Origin of the sequence: Eubacterium sp. An3, assembly GCF_002159465.1 — a bacterium.
GTDB classification, from domain to species: domain Bacteria; phylum Bacillota; class Clostridia; order Lachnospirales; family Lachnospiraceae; genus Anaerobutyricum; species Anaerobutyricum stercoris.
This window is the reverse complement of the sequence record NZ_NFIR01000016.1, coordinates 26,907-42,169: the sequence shown is the minus strand read 5'-3', so window position 1 is coordinate 42,169 and position 15,263 is coordinate 26,907. Positions and strand designations below refer to the sequence as shown.

The window sequence follows — 15,263 nt, the reverse complement described above, 5'->3', positions numbered from 1 at the left end:
CTGTTGAAAACTCTCCCTCTCTGAGCGCCGGACCGCGTTCTCTCAACAAAAACGAAGTCTCCTCTGCGCCTGTACTATTTATTGATCCTGTTCTATAAATTGATTCACATAATTGTAAATCATTTTATTTACCTTATCAGAAAAATGAAGCTGATAACTGGAGCTTTCTCTCATATAACGAACATTCGTCGTCCTATACTTCAGAGCATATCTGTATGCGCTCTTTTTATGGATCAGCCCCTGCTTTTTAAAAATGTTTTTATAAGTATCCACATAAGATACATTTTCAAACGAGGATTTAGCGATCAGGCTCTTCATCTTCTTGTTAAAGCGAACCACTTTGTCGTTGGTCACCGAGTTGCCTCTGTAATACAGCGCACTGTACACCGGATTCATGGATGTAATATAAAAATGATCCTCCGGATATTTCTTAATATAATTCTTCTTGTATAATTTCCAGTATTTCTTAGCCAGTGTCTCCGGACTTGCTGTCACTTTTTTTCCATTTACCCGGGTGGAAAACGGATTAACTTCCGTCTTATAAAGGTCATTTAATCCGGAAGAAAATACAACATTCTGCCGTCCCTCTTTATCAACTACACTTTTTATTTTGGAATCAGCCTTTAATACCAGGTCATACCCGCTGCCTCTTGCAGCATAGCAATCCCGGTAGGTAAGATACAGATATCCTCCGGAAACTCTTGCTTTATTTCTGTATGCCGTTCCGTTGGGCGCTTTCATATTCAGATCCTGATAGATCAGAACCGTCCGGGAATCACCTACCCATAAAGAAATGTCATCCTGTGTATCCACATTCTCTGCAGCCTGCGCCGTCATACCGCCGCCAAATAAAACGGCTGCTGCCATCAGCGCCGCCGCAGTCCGCGTTAACCAATTTTTATTCATAATTTTCCTTTCTGTCTCATATTAACTGTCATTTTTTCCGGCTGATGCTTTCCGCATCATTTTTCTCCAAAAAGGAGGAGCCGGAATATCCAAAATCTGCGAAGAATATATCTGGCCGACATAAAAGATCCCGCCACTCCCAGAAGGAAGCACAAGATCACAACCAGTATATTCGGTATATGCAGTATGTTCCACAATAGCAATCGCAATACCGTCTGCACGGGATCTGACAAAATATAGATATCCATACTGCTCTCACCCAGCGTTTTCAATCCCGCGGCAAGGCCTCCGGTAAACGTGCCGAACCAGAGAGATAGAATAATGCAGAGTATGCTCCCTGTCACAGAAGTAATGAATTCTGCCGCAGAAAAGCCTCCGTACAAAGCAGCATTACACCCAAGAAACAGTGCAGCCGCCAGAGCGACACACCATTTCTTTTCTTTCCAATGCAAAAATTCTTCATAATGTTCTCTTATACAGAGTCCTAAAATAAAGAAAAACAAATACTTTGGCGTCCGGATTCCCCAGTCAAAAGAAAAAGCAGCCGCCGAGAGTATAAAACTCAACGCGAGCATCGGAAGCAGCACTCTCCTCTTCACAAAGAACAATGCCGTTACCGATACCCAAAAGAGAGTGTACAAAAACCACATGGTAGTATTGGGATTAATCCCGATCACCAGCTTCCAGGCCGCGGAAAAATCATAGGGATTTCTGGCAAAGCGAGATAAAAAATATTTTAAAGGCATATAGAGAATACCCATGACAAAATACGGAAGCAGGAGTCTCAACATTCTGCTCTTGATATAACGGATATATTCCTCCGCCTTTGTGTACTGCAGAATCTTTACTGAAACAAAACCAGACAGAACAAAAAACAATGGCATATGAAAACTGTAAATCACCTCAATGAGCACATCCACCGCCGTATTGGTCACCCCGGTCTGTTTCAGAGCATGTCCCAGTACGACAAGGAGAATTCCGATTCCTCTTGCAATGGTGATCTCATCAAAATATTTTCTGTTTTGCTGTGTCATATTTTCCATCATACTTTCCCTTTATTATTGCCCTCTATTGTTACGGCCTGAATCACATTTTCTATTTTTGATACAAAACTGTTGTAGCGCAGCACCTTTTTCAGCCACTCGATCGCCACTGAAAGAACGAAATTATCCAAAAGCAGCACAAGAACGATCAGCCACCAGAAACGGAAGGAATAAGAAAAATCTTCAAACCATCTGGCGCGGATAAAGTTATGCAGTAAAAATATATTCATCGAATATCTTCCAAGCACAGCCAGAATCTCCCGCAGGTAAGGAATACCTGTCAGAAACAGCCAGGTAAACACAATCACCGCCAGCGGCGTCACACTGTCCGTGATATTTTCATGAGCCTGTCCAAAATCAGAATTCTTGAGCCACACAGTTCCCAGAATAAGCACTGCCAGCAGCGCAAATTCCACTGTCCTGGTAGCCGCTGTCCCTGTATGAGGAATCCTCCACCGTGCAATCCTTGGAAAAAGATTTTCCTGCGCGAACCAGATCCCCAGCACCATGACCGGAAGGTAACGCACAAGATTGGACATCTCCAGCGACAATGCCATCGGAAGGAAAACACTTAAAGAAAGGGTAAGAAACGCGCCGCACCGCCGGTATATATAATACAGCAGCGGGAGAAGCATAATTTCCACAAAAGCCAGACTCAGATACCACCAGGTTCCAATCAGTGTAGGAGTCCCGAACAAATCAGCCAGACCAAGAAAATCCAGAACCACATGGATGATCCGCGTCAGTCCCTGTCCATATACTTCAAAGCTGTCCGGCGCCCACAGGGCACAGCCCAGCACCGCCAGAATGAAAACCGGCCAGAAACCAGCAAGAATCTTCCATATTCTCCTGGCGGACATCCCCGATAGATTACTTCTGTCAAACTGTCCATTGTCATAAAGCCGCTTCAAAGCCAGCGTGATTCCATAAGCGGAAAGAAACACAAAAATTCCCACACACACTTTGGACCAAAGCGCCAGAGAAACCACAGTCCCCTTTGAAAAAGGCGCAAAAGAAACGCCATGCGCTTTGAAACTTACACCTGTCACATAACAATGATGGAAGAGCATCGCAATAATTGCAACGCCCTTCACAACATTTGTATCTTTTTTAGAAAACTGCATGTTTATAATCTCCTCTTCCCCAAAAGAACGGATTATTCATCAACAGAAAAAGGATTTGTCGGGAACAGAGCCGGATCTGTCGGGTCTGTCTTTCTTGAGCTTTTCAGTTTCCCTGTGGAATCTTTTAATTTAACAACTCCGAAAGGCCCTTTATTATTATTCTTTACAATATTAACCCACACACGCTCTTTTGTATTTGTCTTTGTAGCGACGTCATAAACAATCTTGGCATTTACTGCCTGCAGGCGGACACAATAGGAAGTATTGCTGCTGCCCAGTGTATTATAGTAGTCTGCGATCAAAGACTTGTTGTTTCCATATTGTCTGTAAACACTGCTGTGAATCAGTGTCGGGGTACCCGCGATTCGGACAGCCCACTGATATTTACGGGTTGTATTGTTCGGAACATGTACCCATCTCTTGGCTGAAGTTTTCATGAGGAAAAAGTGTCCCCTCGGCGTTCCGTTCGACTTGGCTGAAGTGGAACAGATAACCGTCTTAGCCGGGATGATATATTTTTTGGACTTCTTATCATACAGATAAAATGTCAGATTATGCGTCTTTGTGTTGATTTCGATGGTCATTTTACTCTTGATACATTTGTTGTATCCCCAGTCTTTAAATAAGTTTGTGGAAAGAGAACCATCTTCATTGAAATAATATTTGTATTTTTTCTTATCTCCTGTATAGCTTTTTAATTTCTTAAAGCCTTTTTTTCTGGCCTTGCCGTTTTTTAAATAATATCTCTTGCCGTCGACTTTTTCCCAGCCGTTGGCGTCGCTCTGGAATACGCCGTCAACATAGTATTTTCTGTCCTTAACTCCGGTGAATGGCTCTCCATTTTCATACAGGATTCCATTATATTCTCCGCTGCCGGTGAAAGCCGTCTCCTCGGCCTGCACCCTGGTCATCTTCTGTACATTTCCCGGCACAGCGGTAAAGCTGAAAGCATACAATGCCGCTCCCGCCATGACACCTGCCAGTACTGTTTTTTTCATGTTCATTGTTTTCATAAAATCCTCCTCTAATTTTTTTAATATACCTACTCTATCCTCCTGACCAGAAAAAGTCAAGCAAACCTCTTTCTTAATTCTTTCGCTTTTTCAACGATTATTTCTTTTTCGTAACTTTTCTTTTAAAAAACAGAAAAGAAGCGAATACCAGAGGCATAGCATAAATAATCGGAAATGCGTATCTTGGATGCCCTTTGATAACCGGCGCCAATACAATGATCGCATCACTCAGCAGAAGGGGCATCAAAACCATGACCATTTCCGGTATTCTTTTTCTTATGGCACCATAACATAAATAAATTAAAATCAAATTAAAAAACGCCATGTTTGCCAGCAGCCCAAAAACAGGCAGCGAAAAGAGCTCTTTATTGAATCCTGTTCTCCATTTATCTAATTTTTGAATGACCGGTATCTCGTGTATTCCCAGTTCATCTGCCAATTCTTTCGCCGCGGTTTTCTCCGGCGCGGTCGTATCATAAAGGGTATTATTTTCCACCAGCGGATATACCAGATAATAATTTTGATTCATCGTCGCCTCAATATAGGTGACCGGATGTTTCAATCCCTGTTGTATCCAGACCATGAAATAATTTTTCAGATCATCCATGGTTGCCTCTTCTTTATATGTCGCCTTCACCGGATCCGATATCTTGGGATCATACCGCTCTGCCAGTTTATTATAGCCAAGAACCGCCTTGATCGCCTTTTTTTCTTTTTTTGTCACCTCGTCCCCATGATCTCTCACGTAACGCGCCGTCTGCTGAAAAGGCAGCGATAACGCCTCTTTGATACTTCCGTCTTCAATCTGATAATGATGAACCATAGCGCTCTGCAGGCCGGACGCAGCGCCCGCTGACAGGACAAGGACTGCAAATGCCGTCAGAACAACTTTCGTTCCCGCCTTTTTCCTGTTTTGTATCACAAGCATAATGAGTATCAAAAGAATCATCGGATATATGACGTATTTCCCGTTATTTCTGAAAAGCACAGAGCCAATTATCGAAATACCCAAAAGAAGAAGATGCTTTTTCTTCATCCAGTATTCCTGCTTTAACACGATCATATATACAATCTCAATCACAAAAAGAACGATAAAATAAGAATAAATCGTATCTTTTATAATCATTCCAATGTATTGCGTATAATATGGCGAAACCACAGCGACGATTACTGTAAGCGTCCTCAGCCATACCGGGGCAGCCAGCTTTCGCATCGTTTCAAGCATATAGGCCATGATCAGCGCAAATAACAAGGTCTGCAAAAGGACATACAAAAACAGTCCCAGATTTCCGCTTCCAAACAGCTGCCCTGCTTTTTCTGAAAGTCCTGCCAGCACCGTATGCGCCGGCGGATGATGTGTCGTGAACTTTTGAACTCCAAAAAACTGGAGCATCTGATTCCATACATCAATGCACATTGTTGCCGGATACGATAAAAGCAGATTAGGCAGCCAGCACACAAATAAACCTGCAAAAGAAATCATAAAAGAATGCTTTGCATAGAGACTGCGCCAGCGGCTTTTTTCAGCCGGCCGCCAGTCCCATCCCGACTCCAGAAAAGCCGACAGCAATGCGGCCAGTCCTGCCAGCAGCCAGGTCACCCCGGCAATATACACAATGGTTTTTACCGCCTGTCCGGCTCCGGCATGGAGCAGCGCCAGCGAATCCACTCTCCGGAAACTTTCTCCCATCGCCCAGATAACCGCCAGAAAAAAGCAGATGACATATAAAAACCAGTCTCTCCTCGCTTTTTTGCTGTGCAAATATTTCTCAAGTATCACCAGGGCTGCAAAAACAGCTGTCGCGGCCGCCATGGTTCCCGTCAGACTAAGCTGAAAATTATAAAATATGTTCAGCATGCGGCTCCCTCCGGCCAGGGCATTCAGCTCTTCCGGCAATTCAAACCGCATGCATAACGCAACTGCAGTAATAAAGCACATGATCAGACGAACAATCATTTATCTGTCTCCTTTCCAACCTTCCCATAACTGTCCCACGCAAACGATTATACATACTTCCGCGAAAAAAGTCATCCTCCATTTTTAAATTGCTATAATTATGTTTGTATGATAAAATAGACACATTGTTTTTCAGGGGTTCTGGCAACTCACCACTGCCCCCGCAATAATATAAAAGGAGAAATCAATATGGATAAAATCGCAGTATTAATTCCCTGTTATAATGAAAGCAAAACCATAGAAAAAGTAGTTTCAGATTTCAGATCAGCCCTTCCGGAAGCCGTCATCTATGTTTACGATAACAACTCCACTGACGACACTGCCGCACTGGCAGAAAAAGCCGGCGCTGTCGTAAGGCACGAGTATCAGCAGGGAAAAGGGAACGTGATCCGCCGGATGTTCCGGGAAATTGACGCGGAATGCTACATCATGACCGATGGCGATGATACATATCCCGCCGAATATGCCCGTCAGATGACCGATCAGGTTCTCGAGAAACATGTTGATATGGTTGTCGGCGATCGCCTTTCCTCCACTTATTTTGAGGAAAACAAACGTCCGTTCCATAACATGGGCAACACCATCGTCCGTCAATCCATCAATTTTTTATTCAAAAGCAAAATAAAAGACATTATGACAGGATACCGGGCATTCAGTTATCAATTTGTAAAAAGCTTTCCTGTTCTTTCCAAAGGCTTTGAAATCGAAACGGAAATGAGCATCCATGCTATTGATAAAAATATGTACATTGAAAATGTCATCATTGAATACCGTGACCGCCCGGAAGGCAGCGAATCCAAATTAAACACATATTCTGACGGACTTAAAGTTTTATTTACAATCCTGCGGTTGTACAAGAACTACAAGCCGTTAAACTTTTTCAGCATTATCTCTTTGGTACTGACGATTATTTCTGCTGTATTTTTTATACCGATCCTGATCACCTATGCCAATAGCGGACTGGTTCCTAATTTTCCAACTTTGATCGTCTGCGGATTTATCGTAATGGCCGCGATTATCTCATTATTTGCAGGAATCATTCTTCAGACACTACGTCAAAAGGACCGGCAGCAGTTTGAGATGCGTTTGATCCAGATATCTGACTTAAAAAAATTTCACAATATATAAGACAAAAGCGTATAAGTCCATGAAAACTTATACGCTTTTATTTTATAATCCTTTAATTCGAATGACAAACGCGATTTTGTGCTTATTTAAATAATCATATGTCATTATCTTATCAGCACGGTAATAACGTCTTACGCTTCCTTTTGTTGTTGCGGCGGAACCTCCGTCGAGCCAGAGCTTCTCACCTTTTGCATTCTCGCCGGCGTAAATATTTGTATGAACGATGTCGCCCCATGCAACAATATCGCCCGGCTTTAAATTCTTTACTTTGCTTGTCTGCTTATTAATCCGGATGATCTCCACTTTTCCTCTCCAGGATTTAAATCTCTTAACGAGCCTTCCTCTGTTGGTGTAAAAAGTCTGTCCTTTTTTTAATACGCCAAACTCCTGCAGACACCAGGAAACATAAGATGCACAGTTTGCTTTTCTTCCATTTTTGACACTTTTTGCAAATGTGGACTTGCTGTGACTTCCGTATGTAAAATTGTACTTTGTCAAATCTTTCCCAACCTTCTGACACGCCTCAAGCCAACCGCCAATGTCCTGAGAATAATCAGACGCCTTCGCTTCCACCGATACTGGTTTAACGGCAAGAACCGCCACAATCATAACCATTGCGACCGCCGATATTCGAAGGCAGGTTTTCCAGTTTGCAAAATATGTTGTTATCATGATTCATTCCTTTCCAAGCATAATATTCTGTAACTTATCTGTAACAAATAATACACCAGATATTAACACTTGTCAAGGATATATTTAACACTTTTGTAATCTTCTAATCTAATTGTTACAAAACTGTTAAATAATTTATAAAATCTGTGTTTTTTCATGTATCCCTACATGTTTCGGAAATGCGTCGCCATGACCTGGTCTTTTTACACATGTTCTATATTATAACAGAATTTATACTGTTTTTCAAGAAATTATTTTATAACATGCAAAACCGTGCATGCAAAACTGCAAAACGATAGCACGCAAAACGCGCATATCAAGCAAAAGCGTATAAGCCGGCAAAGACTTATACGCTTCTATCTTATTTATTATCTTATAATCCTTTGATTTATACGCCTCTATCTTATAATCCTTTGATGCGAATGATAAAGGAAATCTTGTGGTTATCAAGATAATTATACGGTAATATCTGGTTGGCTCGATAATATCGTCTTGGCCGTCCGGGAGCCGTTGCTGCGGAACCGCCATCTAACCAGAGTTTTTCCCCATAAGAGTTCTCCCCGGCATAAATATTCATATGGACGATATCCTTCCATCCTACAATGTCGCCCGGCTTCAGATTTGTCACCTTTCCGGCCTTCTTCTTAACCTTGATGATCTTTACCCGCCGCTGCCACGTATCAAACCTTGTCACAAGCTTGCCGCCTTTTGTATACAGCGTATCTCCTTCTCCGACCACGCCGAACTCCTGCAGACACCAGGAAACATAAGCGGCGCAATTCGCTTTCCTTCCGTGTTCAATTCCCTCTTTTAAGGTATCCCGGCTTCGTATACCATATGTAAAGCTATGCTTGGTGAGCTTTCTTCCGACCTTTTGACATGCCTGGAGCCAGCCTTTCGTACTGTGAGGATAATCAGCGGCCTGAACAAGTGCCGGCTGAGTCGCGAAAACTGCTGTGAACACCGCTGCCGCGACTGAAATCCTGGCGAAGGATCTCCACTTTGTAAATAATGTTGCTTTCATACTTCCCTCTCCTGTAATTATAAAATATTGCTGTTTGCTTCTAATATATAAATTACATTGGTTATGGTCATATGTCAAGCGCCGATTACAGCTCCATTTACATTTCCTTCCATTTGCATTACCGCTTATTTTACCGTATAGTCCTCGTTCAGAAGTTCAAAAGCGTCTCTCAGCCCATCGGTAACCGTCACATTCTTGTCTTTGTCAATAAAAACCCCTTCCATTCCGTATTGCTCCAGCAATTCCATACCTTTTTCCTCTCCCAGCACAAAGCAGGCGGTACAAAGGCCGTCTGACAACAGCCCGGCATAGTTTTCCCATTCTCCTTCATCCGGGCAGACAACCGTGACAGAAGACAGACCGCTCTCTGACGGATATCCGGTGGATGGATCTAAAATGTGATGGTAGCGCTTTCCATCCTGCACAAAATATTTCTCATAATCCCCGGAAGTAGAGACACAGACAGTCCCGGGCAGACTGAGCACTCCCATATACTCGCCGTCCTCCTTCTCCGGATCCTGAATGGCCACATTCCAGTCTGTGCCGTCCGGCTTATCCCCATAGGCAAGAATACTGCCTCCTACAGCGATAACCGCTCCGGATACATCCTGCTGCTGTTCCAGATAATCTCTGATCACGTCACAGCCTATTCCTTTCCCCACGGCTCCAAGATCCAGGGTACATCCCTGTTCCATGGAAATCCCTCTGTCCTCATCTTCTATATTAATATAACGATATCCAACATGAGTAAGGGTCTCGTCTATTTTGTTTTTTTCCGGCACTACCGGATTTTCACCCTCAATATTCCAGAGGCGGGTCAGATTGCCGATGGTCGGATCAAAGGCCCCGCCGCTTCTCTCCGCCAAATCCAGAGACACTTTCGTCCAGTTGTAAAAATCTTCGCTCATGGCGACTCTCTCACCTTTTGCACAGCGCGCATTAATCTGCGCGACCTCACTGTCTTCCTCTCTCCAGGAAAGCTGCCCGGTTTCTATCTCAGTCAGACGATCGGCAATCTCCTGTGTCACATCCGTCTGACCATATACTGTCTCCTGCAGCACTGTATCCATAACAAAATTTGTTGCTGAAAATGTTTCCGTTTCTTTCCCGTTCTGCGTTTTCGCAGCACAGCCAGACAGCGACAGCAACACCCCCATCACCAAAACAGGTGTTATTGCCCGAACACCTTTCGGGAACATTATGCCGTTTCTCTTTGTATGCCAATGCCGGAAAATATGCAGTCTGTTCTTTCGTATTTGTTCCATCCTGTATTTCCTTTCTTCTTATTCCATCGTCTGCCGGATTACCGGAGCCAGACGGCGTATCAGAAAACCACTCAGAAATCCGATGATGAGACCGGCAACAAGACCGGCGACGATCAAAATCGGGAGATAATAGACCAGCGCTCCTGTCTCAAGCACCAGAATCGCCACGAGAATCTGCCCTGCATTATGGAAAACACCGCCAGCCACACTGACGCCGATGTAAGAAAACTTATCTGTGCTTTTCAATAACATCATAACCAGAATACTGAGCACCGCGCCGGCTGCACTGTATACAATTGAAAAACCAGTGCCGAACAAAATGCCTGACAGTAAGATCCGGACGGCTGTAATGCCCGCTGCCGGCCTGGCTCCCAGCGTATACAGCAAAACCATGGTCACAATATTGGCAAGCCCCAGCTTTACGCCAGGCACTCCCAGATTGACAGGTATCAGCTGTTCCACATACCCCGCCACCAGCGCCAGCGCCAGAAACATTCCATAAAATGCGGTTTTTTTCCCATTCTTCATTACCTGCTCTCCCATCTTCCGGAAGCTCCGCATGGCAGCACCAGGCCGCTGGCACTCACAGGCAGGCCGATTTCTTCTGCCTCCACGATACCTCCGTTTTTTTTTGCCACCGCGCTTCCAAGCATATAGGAAAGCACTGCCGGCTGCAGGCCGGTGGTATAGGAATTGATCAGGAAAAACAGCGGATTCTCTGACAAAAGCTTCTCACAGAGACAAACAAGAGAATAAATCTTCTCCTCAATCTTCCACACCTCCCCTTTCGGTCCTCTGCCGTAAGATGGAGGATCCATAATAATTCCATCATAGTGATTGCCCCGGCGGATCTCACGTTCTACAAATTTCACACAATCGTCCACCAGCCACCGGATGGGAGCCTCGGACAATCCGCTGGCAGCGGCATTTTCTTTTGCCCAGGTTACCATTCCTTTGGAAGCGTCCACATGGGTGACAGCGGCGCCGGCGGCAGCGGCAGCTAAAGTAGCGCCTCCTGTATAAGCAAACAGATTCAACACCTTCACAGGGCGTCCGGCATTATGGATTTTCTCAGAAAACCAGTCCCAGTTTACCGCCTGCTCCGGGAATAGTCCCGTATGCTTAAAGCTGAATGGTTTTAAATGAAAGGTCAGGTTCCTGTAATGCAGATCCCACTGTTCCGGCAAATCAAAAAATTCCCATTGTCCGCCTCCCTTTTTACTTCTGTGATAATGGGCGTTCAGACGTCTCCAGCGTCTGTCCTTCTTTTCCGTATCCCATATAACCTGAGGGTCCGGACGCAGCAGGACATATTTCCCCCAGCGCTCCAGTTTTTCTCCCGCGCTGCAGTCAATCACTTCATATTCTTTCCAGTTTCTGGCTATCCACATAATCTTTCCTTCCTTTTCCTTCTGTATATATTCACAAAGACGAACTATCTCTGGCTAATCATATCACAGGATGTTTTTGGTGACAAGAATGCCTCCCGGGAAGTTCTTCACATTTTTTTATCAAAAAAAGACTGCACACAGAAATTGTTTGTTCTCTGCCATGCAGTCTCCTGAGAAGAAGGATGAAAGTTATGAAGAATCTTTTATTATAAATTATTTTTTGCAAATCAGCCCGTTCTATAGAAAATGTTCGTACTGTTTGATAATCCCGATGCCAATGGCATGCGGCCCGGTGTGTACGGCAATGGTAGCGCCAATCTGAATAAAGCTGATATCTTTGTCGGCGGCCGAAGCATGGATCTTCTCCGCTGCTCTGTCATAAAACGCTCTGCCCTCGTCCATATCGTACCCGTATCCCACAGCAAAGCTATAATCTTCCATGGACTCTCCTTTATCTTTAAAGTAGCCTTCCATGAGACTGATCGTCTTTAATACCGTCTTTTTGCGGCTCCGTCCAATACCGGACGCTTCGATGGCGCCGTCTACCAGCGTAATCAGCGGTTTTAAAGACAGGGCGCTTGTTGCCAGCCCCGCCAGCTTTCCTATTCTTCCGCCGTGTTTCAGATAATCCACACTGCCTACCGTAAAGAAAATACGGTTCGTCTTTTTCATTTCTTCCAGAATACGGACACAGGTATCGTATGGAACATTATCCATGCACATCCGGCCCGCCTCAATGACCATCAGCCCTTGGGATACCGTCGCCGCCTCCGAATTAATGACCGTAATCTTCGCCTCCGGATGTTCCTCGCAGACAATCTCCCTGGCATTACAGGCACTGTTGTAGGAACCGCTTAATGACGGCGTGAAACAAATACAGATAACCGGTACATTTTCATTAACATATGGCATAAATGCATCGATATAATTCTGCACCGACGGCAGAGAGGTCTTTGGATACACATGAGGATTATTTACCATGCGTTCATAAACATCCCGGATCCCTATCTCTTCAATCTCCTTATAGTACGTTTCATCGTCAAAGGAAATGTAAAAAGGGATAATATGAAGCTGGTATTTTTCTATGATATCCTTACTCAAATCACAGCATCCGTCACTGATAATTTTATAATTCATAGTGGTCTCCTTTTTCTTTCTACAATATGACTTCCATACAAGAAGACAATCGCATCGCATTTTACAGAGTGCCCTGCATCATATTCTTGTTTTACATTCCACATAATGTAGTTTTTATTTCTATATTGTAATATTATCAGTACCGTTTGTCAATATGCTGTCAGAACTTCACAGTGAAGAATTCCACAAAACAGGATTCGCCGTCCGCAGCGGTCATTAATAAATCAATATGCGGGGATTTGCCGCAGGATCAAGCTTTTTCAGCACACGTTTCATATATTTTTTTGAGATGGCCACACATCCTGCCGTAGCTCTGTTTCTTGAGCAGTGAAGGAAAATCGCACTGCCCCTGTTTGCTTTTCCCTTTTTATTATATCCGATGGAAACCGCGTAATCATATACGCCCCTGTAATCAATCAGATGTTCCCCTGTGCACTCATGCCCCGTTTCATCCCGGCGAATCAGCTTATTATAATATCCGCTGTAAGAATCGCCGCACCAGTAATGCTGACTGTTTACTTTTACATAAGGCATTTTAGTACCGGGATTGCCCAGAATTCCGAAACCCTGATCAAGAGAATAGAGACCGGTCGGCGTCTTCTGATCTCCCTCTCTCTTTTTGTCGATACCACGTCTTCCGACCCATGCCGTACATACAAACTTTTTCTTCCATTTACCCTTGCTGTTTTTTATGTAAAATCGAAATCGTCCTTTGCTGTTTCCTTTATACCGGACCACCGCAAGCTGGGAAACCTTTTCCGGTACAGAGTATTCTTCCGGAATATTCAGCGCATTCACCTGCATCCTTCCCATAAATACCCCCGCTCCCACGCACAACATGCCGAGAAAGACCATCCGTCTTCTCTTCGGGAACACAACAAACTTTCTTCTTATATTATTCAATTCATTTTCCTCCATTCCTGTTCGCCGCAGACTTTCATCTGCTATACAAAACCCTGCAGACCGTTATTCTGTTTTTCAGTATATCATAGAAATCTGTATTTGCAGAAAATTTACAACTTTTTTCATTGACAATTTTTTGAATTGATTTACAATGAAAGTACGAGCAATAACTAACCATTTAACAAGGAGTACTACAAGATGAGAAAAACAAAGATTATTTGTACACTGGGACCTGCCACGGACAACGATGATGTCCTGGAACAATTAATTATTGAAGGAATGGACGTGGCAAGATTTAACTTTTCTCACAATTCCTGTGAAGAACAAAAAGAAAGAATGGACAAGGTCAAGGCTTTGCGAGCGAAACATCATCGTCCGGTTGCCTGTCTGTTGGATACCAAAGGCCCGGAGATTCGTATTAAGACCTTTAAAAATGGCAGCATCCATTTGGAAAGGGGCCAGGATTTCTGCCTGACTACCAGAGATGTGGAAGGAACGGAAGAGATTGTAAGTGTAACTTACGAAGACTTCATTAAAGATATTTCCATCGGCTCCAGCATTTTGATCGACGATGGTCTTATCGAGCTCACCGTTACTTCCATTGATGGAGAAGACGCACACTGCCAGGTTATCAACGGCGGAACGATTTCCAACCGCAAAGGCGTAAATCTGCCTGGCGTGAAGATTTCCATGCCATATTTAAGTGAAAAAGACAAATCTGATATTCTGTTCGGCATTCAGGAAGATGTTGATTTTATCGCTGCTTCCTTTACAAGAAATGCAGACGATATCCGCCAGATCCGTCAGCTCTTAAAGGAAAATGGAGGCGAAGATATCCGCATTATCGCTAAGGTGGAGAATGCCGAAGGCATCGAAAACATTGATGAGATCATTGAGGTTTCTGATGGCGTCATGGTAGCCCGCGGCGACATGGGCGTAGAGATTCCGGAAGAGGAAGTACCGATTCTCCAGAAAATGATCATTACCAAAGTATGCGCCGCCGGCAAGATCGTTATCACCGCGACACAGATGCTGGATTCCATGATCAAAAATCCGCGCCCTACCAGAGCGGAAACCACTGACGTTGCCAATGCCATCTTTGACGGTACGAGCGCTATCATGCTCTCCGGCGAGACTGCGGCCGGCGCTTACCCTGTAGAGGCTTTAAAAACCATGTCCAAGATCGCTATGCGTGCTGAGAGAGCCATCAACTATCAGAAACGTTTCAGCGCTCTGACATTAAGCGAGAACCCTGGCGTGACCGACGCCATCTGCCACGCAACCTGCAGCACAGCTTATGACTTGAACGCCAAGGCTATTATTACGGTAACCAAATCCGGTTTCTCCGCAAGGATGATTTCCAGATACCGTCCGGCCTGCGATATTATCGGCTGCGCCATTGAAGATAAAGTCTGTCGGCAGCTGAATCTGTCCTGGGGTGTTCGTCCAATTCTTCTGAAGGAGGAATGGGAAGTATTTGTTCTCTTCGACCGCGCCATCTCTGCAGCTAAAAAGAAAGGCTACCTGGAAGACGGTGATGTGACTGTCATCACCTCCGGCGTTCCGATCGGACGTTCCGGAACTACAAATATGATGAAGGTTCAGGTTGTGGATTAGTCCATATTCATTGCCGCTCCATTTTGCGGCATATGCAAATGCATAAAAGCACCGGCCATTGTGATGATTTGCCATCACAACGG

Annotated in this window: 14 protein-coding genes; 2 read left to right on the top strand and 12 right to left on the bottom strand. The window is 44.3% G+C overall.

Annotated elements, in window-relative coordinates; genetic code table 11:
- Window positions 1–78 precede the first annotated feature (78 nt).
- The 5 genes from B5F87_RS12820 to B5F87_RS12800 all read right to left on the bottom strand — a co-directional run bounded on the left by B5F87_RS12820 (window position 79) and on the right by B5F87_RS12800 (window position 6,043).
- Complete coding sequence (locus tag B5F87_RS12820; RefSeq protein ID WP_087281656.1) at window positions 79–906, bottom strand: hypothetical protein; 828 nt, start codon at window positions 904–906, stop codon at window positions 79–81.
- A gap of 56 nt (window positions 907–962) precedes the next feature.
- On the bottom strand, window positions 963–1,952 hold the full coding sequence (locus B5F87_RS12815; protein WP_087281654.1) for an acyltransferase: 990 nt from the start codon (window positions 1,950–1,952) through the stop codon (window positions 963–965).
- Window positions 1,949–3,073 (bottom strand): acyltransferase, encoded by a 1,125-nt coding sequence (locus B5F87_RS12810; RefSeq protein WP_087281652.1) that lies wholly within the window; start codon window positions 3,071–3,073, stop codon window positions 1,949–1,951. The genes B5F87_RS12815 and B5F87_RS12810 overlap by 4 nt, the downstream gene beginning before the upstream one ends.
- Window positions 3,074–3,105: 32 nt before the next feature.
- On the bottom strand, window positions 3,106–4,086 hold the full coding sequence (locus B5F87_RS12805; protein WP_087281650.1) for a L,D-transpeptidase: 981 nt from the start codon (window positions 4,084–4,086) through the stop codon (window positions 3,106–3,108).
- 97 nt (window positions 4,087–4,183) lie between these two features.
- A complete protein-coding gene (locus tag B5F87_RS12800; protein ID WP_087281648.1) occupies window positions 4,184–6,043 on the bottom strand; it encodes a DUF6020 family protein in 1,860 nt (619 codons plus the stop codon).
- Window positions 6,044–6,232: 189 nt separating this feature from the next.
- On the opposite strand from B5F87_RS12800, the gene B5F87_RS12795 reads away from it, so the two are divergent.
- Entirely contained in the window at window positions 6,233–7,171 is a 939-nt protein-coding gene (locus tag B5F87_RS12795) for a glycosyltransferase (protein ID WP_087281646.1), read from the top strand.
- A 42-nt stretch (window positions 7,172–7,213) separates the two neighbouring features.
- On the opposite strand, the gene B5F87_RS12790 is transcribed toward B5F87_RS12795, so the two are convergent.
- The 7 genes from B5F87_RS12790 to B5F87_RS12760 form a co-directional block, all read right to left on the bottom strand.
- Entirely contained in the window at window positions 7,214–7,843 is a 630-nt protein-coding gene (locus B5F87_RS12790; RefSeq protein ID WP_143405254.1) for a hypothetical protein, read from the bottom strand.
- Between the two features lie 403 nt (window positions 7,844–8,246).
- Window positions 8,247–8,867: a hypothetical protein gene (locus tag B5F87_RS12785; protein WP_087281642.1), complete on the bottom strand. Its 621-nt coding sequence runs from the start codon at window positions 8,865–8,867 to the stop codon at window positions 8,247–8,249.
- A 125-nt stretch (window positions 8,868–8,992) separates the two neighbouring features.
- Complete coding sequence (locus B5F87_RS12780) at window positions 8,993–10,132, bottom strand: FAD:protein FMN transferase (RefSeq protein ID WP_087281640.1); 1,140 nt, start codon at window positions 10,130–10,132, stop codon at window positions 8,993–8,995.
- 18 nt (window positions 10,133–10,150) lie between these two features.
- Window positions 10,151–10,660, bottom strand: coding sequence for a Gx transporter family protein (locus B5F87_RS12775; RefSeq protein ID WP_087281638.1), 510 nt, complete (start codon window positions 10,658–10,660; stop codon window positions 10,151–10,153).
- Entirely contained in the window at window positions 10,660–11,523 is an 864-nt protein-coding gene (locus B5F87_RS12770; RefSeq protein ID WP_087281635.1) for a class I SAM-dependent methyltransferase, read from the bottom strand. Before B5F87_RS12770 ends, B5F87_RS12775 begins: the two co-directional genes overlap by 1 nt.
- Before the next feature lie 237 nt (window positions 11,524–11,760).
- Entirely contained in the window at window positions 11,761–12,660 is a 900-nt protein-coding gene (locus B5F87_RS12765) for a DegV family protein (RefSeq protein WP_087281633.1), read from the bottom strand.
- Between the two features lie 216 nt (window positions 12,661–12,876).
- Complete coding sequence (locus B5F87_RS12760) at window positions 12,877–13,563, bottom strand: L,D-transpeptidase family protein (RefSeq protein WP_158097049.1); 687 nt, start codon at window positions 13,561–13,563, stop codon at window positions 12,877–12,879.
- A 198-nt stretch (window positions 13,564–13,761) separates the two neighbouring features.
- Between B5F87_RS12760 and pyk the strand changes: the two genes are divergently transcribed.
- On the top strand, window positions 13,762–15,180 hold the full coding sequence (gene pyk / locus B5F87_RS12755; RefSeq protein WP_087281629.1) for a pyruvate kinase: 1,419 nt from the start codon (window positions 13,762–13,764) through the stop codon (window positions 15,178–15,180).
- Window positions 15,181–15,263: the final 83 nt, after the last annotated feature.

Excerpts from the sequence above, each read along its gene's own strand:
- B5F87_RS12775 (WP_087281638.1), bottom strand. The coding sequence starts at position 10,660 with ATGAAGAATGGGAAAAAAACCGCATTTTATGGAATGTTTCTGGCGCTG.
- B5F87_RS12770 (WP_087281635.1), bottom strand. The coding sequence starts at position 11,523 with ATGTGGATAGCCAGAAACTGGAAAGAATATGAAGTGATTGACTGCAGC.
- B5F87_RS12790 (WP_143405254.1), bottom strand. The coding sequence starts at position 7,843 with ATGATAACAACATATTTTGCAAACTGGAAAACCTGCCTTCGAATATCG.
- pyk (WP_087281629.1), top strand. The coding sequence starts at position 13,762 with ATGAGAAAAACAAAGATTATTTGTACACTGGGACCTGCCACGGACAAC.
- B5F87_RS12780 (WP_087281640.1), bottom strand. The coding sequence starts at position 10,132 with ATGGAACAAATACGAAAGAACAGACTGCATATTTTCCGGCATTGGCAT.
- B5F87_RS12810 (WP_087281652.1), bottom strand. The coding sequence starts at position 3,073 with ATGCAGTTTTCTAAAAAAGATACAAATGTTGTGAAGGGCGTTGCAATT.
- B5F87_RS12820 (WP_087281656.1), bottom strand. The coding sequence starts at position 906 with ATGAATAAAAATTGGTTAACGCGGACTGCGGCGGCGCTGATGGCAGCA.
- B5F87_RS12795 (WP_087281646.1), top strand. The coding sequence starts at position 6,233 with ATGGATAAAATCGCAGTATTAATTCCCTGTTATAATGAAAGCAAAACC.
- B5F87_RS12765 (WP_087281633.1), bottom strand. The coding sequence starts at position 12,660 with ATGAATTATAAAATTATCAGTGACGGATGCTGTGATTTGAGTAAGGAT.
- B5F87_RS12800 (WP_087281648.1), bottom strand. The coding sequence starts at position 6,043 with ATGATTGTTCGTCTGATCATGTGCTTTATTACTGCAGTTGCGTTATGC.
- B5F87_RS12815 (WP_087281654.1), bottom strand. The coding sequence starts at position 1,952 with ATGATGGAAAATATGACACAGCAAAACAGAAAATATTTTGATGAGATC.
- B5F87_RS12785 (WP_087281642.1), bottom strand. The coding sequence starts at position 8,867 with ATGAAAGCAACATTATTTACAAAGTGGAGATCCTTCGCCAGGATTTCA.
- B5F87_RS12805 (WP_087281650.1), bottom strand. The coding sequence starts at position 4,086 with ATGAAAACAATGAACATGAAAAAAACAGTACTGGCAGGTGTCATGGCG.